Here is an 11,560-nt window from a genome sequence, read left to right on the forward strand (position 1 = left end):
TTCCGTGTGCTGGGCGACAGCGGTTGCGGGCGCGACCCAGTCTGTGCCTTCGGAATTTAGGGCCATGCGAGGTTTGGGGCGCCGGGACCTGCTGGGCGGGCTATGTGGTGTCGCGACAGCCGCGCCGACCATGGCCCAGACCATTCGTATGATGGGTCCGGAGGAAGCGATCGCGCTTGAGCATCAGACCCGCTCGCGTCGGTTGCGTCGGCTGGTGCGAGAACTGAGCTTGGCGCCTGAGCCAGAATTCTACGAATACATAATCCCGGCTGCAGCCATGCCCGAGGGCAGCCAGCGCGACACCCCCGTGCTGCGTGTGGTGTTTCCCGAGAGCACCTTTTTCTCGACCGACGAGGCCAAGGTTCTGCCAAGCGCCTACGGGATCATCGCCGCCATGGCCGGGATGCTGCAAGGCGACGTCCCCGACGTTGCCACGTTTGTCGCCGGACATGCCGACAATCGCGGTAGCGAGCCTTACAACTACGCTCTGTCGATGGACCGGGCCCGATCGGTCGCGGAAGCCCTTCGCGATGCCGGGGCGAACCTGCCGGATATCTGGAGCGTCGGCTTTGGCGAAAGCTTGCCGCTCTACGAGAACAGCTCGCCGCTCAACATGGGCTATAATCGTCGAGTCGAGTTTCTGTTTGGCGCCAGACCGGAGGCTTTGGCCAATTGGCTGAAGGATCAGAAGGATTTGGCCTGCACGGGAGGCGGCGAGATGGCCAAGCATCGCTGCCTGGTCGCCCTGCGAGTGCGCAAGGCCTATGTCGTACAGGCCGTCGAACGCAGGACGGTCATCTCAGCCCCTCGCGCCGAACCCGGCCAGGTCGTCAGGCCAAATGCGGCGAAGGCCGTCGTTCGCCCGAAGCCCCGCCAGATCGTCATCAATTTGGCCGAGCGGACCTATGTTGTCTCGCGCCCAGAATTTTAGACCGACCTCCTTCGCGGTAGCGTTTGCAATTGGGGCCTACTGCTTGGCGACCGTTCCTACGCCATCCAGCGCGGCGGGGCAGGGGGCAGAGCTGGATATCCGACGACTGCTGATCCAGCGATCTTTGGCCAACTATCCAGGCAACTGTCCTTGCCTCTACAGCATCATGCGCAACGGCGCGCCGTGCGCTGGACGAAGCGCCTATAGTCGTCTTGGCGGATACTGGCGCAACTCTGTCGGTCGGACGGAGCGTCGGCCAGCCAGAGCAAGCGCTAGGTGAGTTTGACATCTCTCGACGACAGAGCAAGTTGATCCCCGGATCGGGGGAAATCATGCCGAAAAATCTGGGATCGGACCGTCGCGCGGTCCTGACCGGCGCACCGCTTACCGCCGTGCCGCTCGCCGCCGCCCCAGCGCAGCCGCGCGGCCGGGGTAAACCCACGACGTTTCTGCTCGTGCATGGCGCCTGGCACGGCGGATGGTGCTGGGATCAGGTGGGCGCCCGGCTGACGGCCCGGGGCCACGTCGTTATTGCTCCCACCCTGACGGGCTTGTGTGAACGCTCTCACCTGCTCAGCCCGAGCGTCAATCTTACGACCCACATCGACGACATCGCCGGCGAGATTCGGTTCAAGGACCTCTCGAACATCGTCCTCTGCGGCCATTCCTATGGCGGGATGGTCATCACCGGCGTGGCCGAGCGCTACGCCGACCGGATCGCCTCGATCGTCTATCTGGACGCCTTCTGGCCGCGCGACGGGGAGTCGCTGGCGGACATTACGAGTCGAAGACGAGATGGCGGCCATGATGGCCGAAACCATGCTGACGGGTCTGGGGCACGAGGTGGTGGGGCCGGCGATGCGCCTGGAAGACGCCCTGGGCCCGGCGCGTTCAGCCGACTTCGACGTGGCGATGCTCGACGTCAACCTCGGGCGAGACAAGGCTTTCCCCGCCGCCGACATCCTGCGGGAGCGTGGGATCCCCTTCTTCTTCGCCACCGGCTACGGCCGCGAGGGGATCATCCCCGAGTACCAGGACAGTTTGGTGCTTCACAAACCATTCCAGACGCCCGATCTGGAGCGCGCTCTGGCCGAACTGACCGGCGTTGAGGACGAGACCGAATAGTTTGCCGGGAGGGCGCTCTGGCGCGCTGGACGGAAGATCGTGGGCTGGGAGCTGGCCGAGCGCCTGAAAATAACGCTCGGCGACAGTGGTGGGACATGCGCTTGCCCATCCGCCTCGCGCTGCACGGCATGCAGCGCGAGGCGGACCTATTGCACTCAGGTCGCTTCGTGCGGGCTAGGCATGATGCCGGCTGAAATCGCCGCGCCATAGGCCTCGGAGACGAAGTCCATGAGCGCGTTTCCCGAGTTGGACATGGCGGCGAACGCGGGCTGCTCGTTGGCTTCACGCGCCACGGCCTTCATCTTTCTGGTCAAGGCGGGATCGCCGCCCGTTGCTTCGAACACCTTGCCCATCCAGCGGCGCGCGAGATCCATCGCCGCCGGCGAGCCAGGGGCGCCTGCCTGCATCAGCCGCGTTGCTTCCTCGTGCAACTTGGTCCAATCGGCGTCCGGTTTGTCCATGCCCTGGTAGCCATTGGCGGCTAGCCTGGCTTGGTCATCTGGCGTGAAATGCCTGTTCGCGATCGCCTGGTAGACGGCGGCCAGATCCTCTTTGCGTTCTTCGGTCATCGCTATTTCCTTGGTGAGGTTCATCAGGTCATCCGAGGAAAGGTCGCCATGCCGCGCGAGCTTGAGCCGCGCCGCTGACAGAAGGCTAAGCGCCACCTCGACCCGCCTTGCTTCCTGTCGCAGCACCTCTTCGTGCAACGACAAGAACGTCGCCAGGTCGGGGAGGCCGCCCGACAGCAGTTCGGCGATCCGACTGAGCGGAAAGCCGAAGCTCTTGAGCGCAATGATCTGATGCAGGCGCGCGATCTGCTCAGGGCCATAGACCCGCCAGCCGGCGAGGGTCCGTTCGGCCTGGAGCAACCCATGGGCCTCGTAAAGCCGCAACGCCTTCCCGCTGACGCCGAAGCGGCGAGCAGCTTCAGCAGAGCGGAGATACGCACCAGTCTTGGTCATGTGACAACTTCCTCGAACGCTTGGCTGTATCGGGCCGGCCCCTGGGGCCGGTGCAAGCGGAAAAGCGCCGTTCGTGATCCCGGGCGGCGGCGGTTGGTCACCAGCGGTTTCCGCGCATCCCAAGCGGGCTGAACGTCTAGTTTCTGCAGCCAAGTCAACGGCAGCTCAATGGCGCCAGTCAGGCGCGCAGCCTGCACGCAATTGTCGTTCTAGGGCGTCCGAGGTGTTCAATCCCTAAGCGGACAGCCATCTCAGCACTAGTCACCCCGTTTTCCAGCAATTGACGCCGGATATGTGGCGCTACAACCTTACGGTTGTAACATTTGTGTTGGGGAGTGTCGGGTATGTCTCAAGTGGGTGTGTTGAAGAATCTCCGGTGGCGCCTTTTTACGGGTGTCGCCATCGCGGCGGGTTCCGCCTTGAGTCTTGCGGCCAACCCGGCCGCCGCCCAGGCGGCGAGTGCGCCGCCCCTCCAGCAAAGCTCGACCGCGTCGGAAGCCAGCCAGGTTGAAGAGGTCGTCGTCACCGGTTCGCGCATCGTGCGCAACGGCAATGAGGCTCCGACCCCGACCACCGTCCTGTCGGCGGCGGACATTCAGGAGCGTAACCCCACCAACATCGCCGATTACATCACCCAGTTGCCTTCGATGGGCACGGGCAACACGCCGCGCACGACGACGCTGTTCGCCAACGCCACCGGCGGCGCGAACCAGTTGAGCGCCCGTGACCTGGGCGTCACTCGTACGCTGGTATTGCTGGACGGCCGCCGCGTGGTGGGCTCCGGCATGTCTCCGGCCGTTGACGTAAACCTGCTGCCGCAGAACCTGGTGCAGCGGGTCGATGTCGTGACCGGCGGCGCCTCGGCCGCCTATGGCTCCGACGCGGTCGCGGGCGTCGTCAACTTCATCCTCGACACCGGCTTCACCGGCCTCAAGGGCGGCGTCAACTTCAGCCAGACCGATCGCAGCGACGGCCGGATCGTCTCGGGCGATCTGGCCTATGGCCGCAAGTTCGGGGGGGGCAAGGGCCACCTCCTGCTGAGCGGAAACTACTACAAGGGCGATCGGATCGATTTCTACGACAACCCTCGCGACTGGTTCCAGCCCGGGCTTCGGCTCATGAACAACCCGACCTGGACGGCCACGAACGGCCAGGCCGGTCAGATCGTCCGCACGGACGCGGGCTACAACAGCACCCCCGGCGGCGTGATCGCGTCCGGTCCCCTGGCGGGCATGTCCTTTGGTCCCGGCGGAACGGTGGGAACCTTCGTCCTCGGCCCGATCCAGCAAGGTCAGGTGCAGGCCGGCGGCTCCATCGAGTCGATGCCCATTCGCGGCGCTCTCCTGCCGGACGACGAGCACTGGAGCATCTATGGCCGGGGCAGCTACGAGCTGACCGACAAGATCACGGCGATCTTCGAGGCCAGCTACGCCGGCAACGACACCGTCAACTGGTCGGCGGTCTACAACCGCCAAGGCGCCACCGCGCTCACGATCAACAGGGCCAACCCGTTCCTACCAGTGGTGACGCAGCAGGCCATGGACCAGGCCGGCGTCACGTCGTTCCAGATGGCTCGACTCTTCTATGATATGATCAACAAGCCGGGGACGCATATCGGCGAGGCCGGCTACAATCGCCGGCAGGACCGGATCCTGGCGGCGCTGGAAGGCCGTTTCCTGGATAGCGGCCGGTGGCGGGCCTACTATCAGCGTGGCCACAGCGATGTCTGGTATACCCGCGACAACAACATCATCCTTGGTCGGTTCAATCAGGCGATCGACGTCATCGCCAATCCGGTGACCGGTGGCGTGGCCGGTGTCGCGGCCGGCGCCGCGATCTGCCGCTCCACCCTGACCAACCCGACCAACGGCTGCGTGCCGATGAATGTGTTTGGCGAGGGCTCGCTGGGCGCGGCGTCCATCGCGTGGGTCACGGGCGCCGCTGAGGGGCTGCGGACGCGCCAGGATATCGATTTCAAACAGGATGTCTGGTCGATCGATGGCCAGTACAGCCCCTTCTCCACCTGGGCCGGGCCGGTCTCGGTCGCGGCGGGCTTCGAGTATCGCAAGGAGTCGTTCTCATCGACGGCGGACTCATACTCGCTTCAGTCACTGTGGAACGTCGGCAACTTCAAGGGCGGCGCCAACGGCTACAACGTCAAGGAAACCTTCGGCGAAATCCTGGTCCCGCTGCTGAAGGACACCGCCGTCGCCAAGAGCCTTGAGTTCAACGGCGCGATCCGTCGGACCGACTATTCGACCAGCGGGAAGGTCACCACTTGGAAGGCGGGCCTGACCTGGGACATCAATGACGATCTGCGGCTGCGCGGCACCCGCTCGCGCGACATCCGCGCGCCCAACCTGAACGACCTGTTCGCCCCGAGCAGCCAGTTCGTGAACGCCTATCTGGACCGGAGCCAGGCCGGCAGCCCGCAGGTGCCCAACATCACCTTGAGCGGCGGCAATCCGAACCTGAAGCCTGAGATCGCCGACACCTGGACCGCCGGCGGCGTCTACCAGCCTCACTGGGCGCCCGGCCTCAGCCTGTCGGTGGACTGGTACAAGATCGACATCGCCGACGCCATCACGGCCGTCGGCGCACAGCAGATCATCGACATGTGCTACGGCTTCAATCGGCCGCAGAACCCGGCGGCCTGCGACTCGATCGTCAAGGCGGCGGGCGCGACCAACCTGGTCAACGCCACCATCTACACCAGCGGCATCAACGCCCAGACCGTCGCTGTCGAGGGGGTGGACTACGAGCTGGGCTACCGCACCACGCTCGACAAGTTCAGCGACAAGCTGCCGGGCGCGATCAACCTGCGCCTGCTGATCTCCCAGCGGCTCAAGGATGAGACCGTCCTGCCGGGCGACGTCGCGCCGCCGACCCTGGGCACCTTCGGGAGCCTGAAGTGGCGCGGCCTGTTCACGGCCACCTATGTCGCCGGTCCGAGCCGCACGACCTTGACCACGCGCTACCTGGGCAAGGGCAAGATCACCAACCAGCCCGAAACCAGCCGCACCGGTATCCCCGAGGCGTTCAACAAGGTGGACCCGGTCTTGTACGTCGAGCTCGCCGAGAATTACGACGTCACCATCGGCGGCCGTCGGATCACGCTGTTCGGCGCGGTCGAGAACCTGTTCGACCGTGATCCCGAACCGATCCCCAGCAGCGGCACCTCGTTTGGGACCAGCGCGCCCTACGACCTGCTGGGCCGCTCCTACCGCGCCGGGATGCGCTTCCGGTTCTAAGGGTTTCGTCGCCACCCGGCCTTGTCGGGCGGCGACGAGCTTTCCAACTGAAACGAAAGAACCCGCGCCGGCTGACCGGCGCGGGTTCAATCTTTTTTCTATCCGGGGACTTGCTAGCGCGTGGGGCGCGGCGCGCGTCCGCCGAAGGTGACGATGCTGTCGGCGCCGCTGGACGACAGCGCGGACACGCCGAAGAAGGTGTCGTCGACGTTCACGTCCTTGAGCGTGGTCTCCGTCGCGCCGGCCGGAATGTCGCGATGGTCGGTCCAGTCCTGCCTGTCGTTACGGCGCCAGTGGACCCGGTAGCCCGTCGCGCCGGGCACGGCGGTCCAGGAGACGGTCGTGTCGCTGCCCAAGGCGCCCCGCAGCAACACCTGCTCGGGCGCGGCCGGCGCGGCCGCCAGGCGCGCGATGGTCGCCACGTTGATCGCCGTCACCTTGGCCAGGTACGGGAAGTCCATCTTGTCGACCGTGTCGCCATACTCGACTCCGTTCGCGGTGCGCAGGTCTTGGTGCTGCTGATTGTAGTTCTCGATACCCACCGAGAAGCGGATCGCGGGATAGCCCAGCCTGAGGAAGGGCTCATGGTCGCCACCACGGCCGAAGCGGTCGGGCCGCCTGTCCACGAACACGTCCAGGCCGCCTGGAATACCTTGCGCCACATGGTCGATGGCCTTGGCGAGCGCGCGGCTGGGACCGTCGTCCTCGCCGCCGTTGCCGCGGCGAACCAGCTGTTCAGGGGCGCCTTCGATTGCCCGGATGCCCTCGGAGAACACCCGCACCCGATCGGCGACGCGCGCGCCGTTCTGGCCCACCGTATTGCCGACGATGTCGTTGTTCAGCACGGCGGTGACCGTCCAACCCCGTTCCTTCGCCGTCTCGGCCAACAGAGTTCCGCCCAGCAGCCCTTGTTCCTCGCCCGAGAGCGCCGCGTAGACGATCGTGGCGTCGAACTTCTTGCCCGACAGCAGCCGCGCGGCTTCCAGCACGAGCGCCACGCCCGAAGCGTCGTCGTTCGCGCCAGGCGCGTCGCTGGTGAAGTTCATGACGTCCGTCACGCGGCTGTCGATGTGGCCCTGCACGATCACCACACGGTTCGGATCGCGACCGGGCTGGATGGCCAGGACGTCCACCACGTTCACCCCCTTGGGCGCGCGGTCATTCGTGAACACGCGCTCGACGGTGGAGACCTGGAGACAGTCACCACAGCGCGCGCCGATCCGCTTCATCTCTTCCGCATACCAGCGCCGCGCCGCGCCGATCCCGCGCGTCGGGTGATCGGGGTCGGACAGCGTGTGCCGCGTCCCGAAACTCACCAGCTTGGCGACGTCGGCCTTGAGCCGGGTCGGATCAGGCGTGGTCTGGGCGGAGGCGGCCGTAGGCAACAACAACGCTGCGAGGACCAAAGACGACAATCGCACGACATCCCTTTCGTTTTCTGCTGAACCGGTCTGATCGTCCAAAGAACATCAACTCGGCGCCGGCGTCACGCTACCAGCGGCGTCAACTGCGACGCACCTGGAATGGTAACCTGTGCTTGCTAGGCGAGGCGATCCTACGTCCTGATCGTCGACAGGCACACGCTCGATGCCGTCCTGGCGCCAGGAAGGTGGTGGCCCCAAGCCAAGGGCGCCCTGGATCGCGCTGACCACGCCCAAATTTCGCTCTGACAATGCGAGACGCGACTTGCGTCAGATGTCGATGCGCGGCTTTGGCGCGACAGTCGGGTTACCGGTCCTCAAGGCCACTGGTGGTGCGAATTGGTCGCCCAGTAGTCGCTCTCGGCCAAAGTGGCCAGGACATTTTATGGGGCAACGCCCTGTTTTTCCTCGGATTTCAAAATTGGCCAGGGGACTTCGCGAATTTCGCTTTGACAGCGCTGCCAGCTGTGTGGCTATTTCCGTGCTCATCGGGGCGTCGTAATGCGACGTTTCTCCGGTTACCGGTAACTTTCCGGGACATTTTTTGGGTGAACGGCGTTCGCTGCGCGCAGCGTGCGAAGGGCGCCGTACTGCCACCGGTCAAGCTAAACTGGCCAGGTGACTTTGAACAAAACGGCGGGTTAGCCGCCGAAGATGCAGGGGGAGACAAGATGTCCGTGTCGACGAAGAACCGCCTTGAGGCTGTCCGCAAACCGCGCCTCCAACTGAGCGCCTCGATGATCGTGCTCGGCGTCCTGCTGGGGGCGCCGCAAGCCATTGCTCAGGCCGCCGCAACGCCGGCGCCGCAGACGAGCGAGCCGGAGATCGTCAGCGAGGTCGTCGTCACGGGGCTGCGCGCCAGCATCCAGAGCGCTCGCGATCTCAAGCGCGACGCCGACGTCGTCGTCGACAGCGTCTCGGCCCAGGACATCGGCGCGCTGCCCGACCGCTCGGTGACGGAAGCCATCCAGCGCATCCCCGGCGTCTCGATCACGCGCTTCACCGCCGGCAACAATCCGGACCGCTTCTCGGTCGAAGGCAGCGGCGTCGTCGTGCGCGGCCTGACCTATACGCGCAGCCAGCTGAACGGCCGCGACACCTTCACCGCCAACAACGGCCGGGGCCTCAGCTTCGCCGACGTGCCGGCCGAGCTGCTGTCGGGTGTCGACGTCTATAAGAGCCCCAGCGCCGACATGATCGAAGGCGGCATCTCGGGCACGGTCAATCTGCGCACCCGCACTCCGTTCGACGCCAAGCGCCGCCTGTTGGCCGCGACGGTCGAGCTGAACAACAGCGATTTCGCCAAGCGCAGCTCGCCCAACGTCTCGCTGCTGGCCAGCGACCGGACGATGACGGGCATCGGCGAGATCGGCGCCATGGTCAGCCTCGTGCGCTCCGAGCTGCACTCGCGCGCCGATGGCATCCAGATCGCCAATTTCGGCCTGCGGGGCCTGGACGCCTCCGGCAATCTCGTCGCCCCGACCACCGCGGGCGCCCGGCAGGTCTGGGTGCCGCGCGGCGGTGGTCAGCGGACCCAAGAGTATGACCGTCTGCGGTACGGCTACGCCGGCGCGCTGCAATGGAAGAGCCTGGACGGCCGCGCGACGGCGACGGCGCAGTTCCTGCGCTCCGACGCGCGGGAGAAGTCCGACGAGCACACCGCCGAGATCGCCACCGACAACGTCACCTCGGCCGGTGACGCCCGCGCCTTGACGGGGACAAGCCTGACCTTCGACGACGATGGCGTCTTCACCAGCGGGACCCTGACGGTGCCGGTCGGCTATCGCGACGACCAGTACAACTCCCGCGCCCGGGTGCCGCTGGCCGGCATGAAGAGCAACAACACCGTCCGCTATGTCGACCGCCACCTGGTGACCGACGATTTCGGAGCCAACCTCAAATACGAGATCAACGACCGTCTGGCGCTGACGGCCGACTACCAGCACGTCCGCTCTAAGGTCGATGTCTACGACATGAGCGTGCGCGCGGTGACCTATCAGAACACCGTGCTGCAGCTGAACGGCGGCGACCTGCCGACGGTGAAGTTCCTGCCGGTGGAGCCCTGCACGACCGCGGCCGCGTGTCCCGGCATCACCTTCCGCCCGACCTATCTGGCGGCCCCGAACGACAGCTATCTGAGCCCGTACAACAGCTTCTACGGCGCGGCGATGGACCACGTCGAGAACAGCACCGGCGACGAGGACGCCGCGCGCCTGGACCTGCGCTACACCGCGCCCGATGGCTGGCTGAAGTCGGTCGACGTCGGCTACCGCTGGGCCGACCGCAAGAACACCGCCCGCTTCTCGGCCTATAACTACGGTGTGCTCAGCGACATCTATGCCGGCGCCGGGCCCGTCTGGTTCGATGACCCGATCAACGGCAAGCCCGACAATGTCGGGACCGATCCCGCGCGTCTCGGCGGTCCGGTCGGGCCGCAGGAAGGCTTCCTGTTCGACAACTTCCTGCGCGGTCGCGTGGACAGCCCGGCCGGCGCCGGCCGTCTCTACTTCCCCGCTGACAAGCTGCGCGACTATGCGGCCCTGGGCTCGACCCTGCTGCAGATCGGCGACGAATGGCGCGCCCGCCTGCTCAACGGCTGCCCGCAGAACTGGGTCCCGCTGGCGCAGCGCTGCGGGGTCATCGCGGGGACGGACTACCTGCCCAGCGAGATCAATCCGGTCGAGGAGAAGGTCAACGCCGCCTACGCCGTCGCCCGCTTCAGCGGCGTGCTCAGCAATGGCTGGTCGCTGAGCGGCAATGCCGGCCTGCGCTACACCAAGACCACCCGCGAGGCCTCGGGCTACTATGCCTATCCGTCGCGGGTCTACACCTGCACCCAGCCGACCTCGCTGTTCTGCGCCTTCGTGCCGGACGCCAACAAGTTCGCCAATGGCGCGATGACGCCGATCACCACCAAGCTGGACTACGACTACTGGCTGCCGTCGTTCAATGCGAAGCTGAATGTCGGCGGCGGGCTGCTGTTCCGCGCCGCCCTGAACCGGTCGATCTCGCTGCCCGAGTTCGGCCTCACCCGGGCCTACTACAGCGTGGTCCTGAACACAGCCGACCAGGCGATCATCACCAACGGCAAGCCCGTCGCCGTGTTTAACGTCGGCAACCCGCACCTGAAGCCGGTGACGGCGACCAACCTGGACCTGACCGCCGAGTACTACTTCTCCAAGGTCGGGCAGGTGTCGCTGGCCATGTTCGCGAAGGACCTGAAGGGCGTTGTCACCAACGGCACCGAGCGCCTGACCTTCACCAACAACGGCGTCAGCTTCGACGGCATCGTCACCACGCCGCTGAACTCCAAGGACACCGGCAAGGTGCGCGGCTTCGAGGTCGGCTACTCCCAGGCCTACGACTTCCTGCCGGGGGCGCTGTCGGGCCTGGGCCTGACCGCCAACTACACCTATGTCCAGGCGGACGGCGTGCGGCAGAGCACGCTCAGCAGCACCGACCCCGACGTCGCGGCGGGCACCGTGGCCACCGTCGACACCAGCAAGCTGCCGTTGCAGGGCCTGTCCAAGCACACCTTCAACATCCAGCCCTTCTACCAGAAGGGCCGCGTCGAACTGCGCGCCGCCTATTCCTGGCGTTCGAAGTTCCTGCTGACGACGCGTGACGTGATCGTGCCGTTCGCGCCGATCTTCTCGGAAGCGACCGGCCAGCTGGACGCCTCCGTCTTCGTCACCGTCTCGCCGAACGTTCGCCTGGGCGTGCAGGGCTACAACCTGACGGCCGAGACGACGCGCACCTCGCAGGTCATCAACAACAGCCTGGTGACAGCGCCGCGCTCATGGTTCGTGGCCGACCGGCGCCTGACCGTGTCGTTGCGCGCCCGGTTCGGCGGCTAGGGGTAGCGGATAT

Annotated in this window: 6 protein-coding genes and 1 pseudogene; 5 read left to right on the forward strand and 2 right to left on the reverse strand. The window is 65.8% G+C overall.

Going from position 1 to position 11,560, the window contains the following annotated elements:
• Positions 1-130: 130 nt before the first annotated feature.
• From AC1RRV_RS12415 to AC1RRV_RS12425, 3 genes and pseudogenes are all read left to right on the forward strand, one after another.
• On the forward strand, positions 131-931 hold the full coding sequence (locus AC1RRV_RS12415; RefSeq protein WP_492859944.1) for an OmpA family protein: 801 nt from the start codon (positions 131-133) through the stop codon (positions 929-931).
• Between the two features lie 332 nt (positions 932-1,263).
• Positions 1,264-1,860 (forward strand): annotated as a pseudogene (locus AC1RRV_RS12420) (alpha/beta fold hydrolase); the annotation flags it as partial.
• Complete coding sequence (locus AC1RRV_RS12425; RefSeq protein WP_492860108.1) at positions 1,790-2,056, forward strand: response regulator; 267 nt, start codon at positions 1,790-1,792, stop codon at positions 2,054-2,056. The pseudogene AC1RRV_RS12420 and the gene AC1RRV_RS12425, both read left to right, overlap by 71 nt.
• 155 nt (positions 2,057-2,211) lie before the next feature.
• Here the strand turns inward: AC1RRV_RS12425 and AC1RRV_RS12430 are convergent, their stop codons facing one another.
• Complete coding sequence (locus tag AC1RRV_RS12430) at positions 2,212-3,018, reverse strand: MerR family transcriptional regulator (protein ID WP_492859945.1); 807 nt, start codon at positions 3,016-3,018, stop codon at positions 2,212-2,214.
• A gap of 419 nt (positions 3,019-3,437) precedes the next feature.
• On the opposite strand from AC1RRV_RS12430, the gene AC1RRV_RS12435 reads away from it, so the two are divergent.
• Positions 3,438-6,269: a TonB-dependent receptor plug domain-containing protein gene (locus AC1RRV_RS12435; RefSeq protein ID WP_492859946.1), complete on the forward strand. Its 2,832-nt coding sequence runs from the start codon at positions 3,438-3,440 to the stop codon at positions 6,267-6,269.
• 113 nt (positions 6,270-6,382) lie between these two features.
• Here AC1RRV_RS12435 and AC1RRV_RS12440 read toward each other — a convergent pair whose 3' ends face one another.
• Positions 6,383-7,654, reverse strand: coding sequence for a M28 family metallopeptidase (locus AC1RRV_RS12440; RefSeq protein WP_492859948.1), 1,272 nt, complete (start codon positions 7,652-7,654; stop codon positions 6,383-6,385).
• A gap of 707 nt (positions 7,655-8,361) precedes the next feature.
• Here AC1RRV_RS12440 and AC1RRV_RS12445 point away from each other — a divergent pair.
• The gene (locus tag AC1RRV_RS12445; RefSeq protein ID WP_492859949.1) at positions 8,362-11,547 is read left to right on the forward strand and encodes a TonB-dependent receptor; all 3,186 of its coding nucleotides are present in this window, start codon (positions 8,362-8,364) and stop codon (positions 11,545-11,547) included.
• Positions 11,548-11,560: the final 13 nt, after the last annotated feature.

Source organism: Caulobacter sp. GW821-FHT11E10, assembly GCF_058808375.1.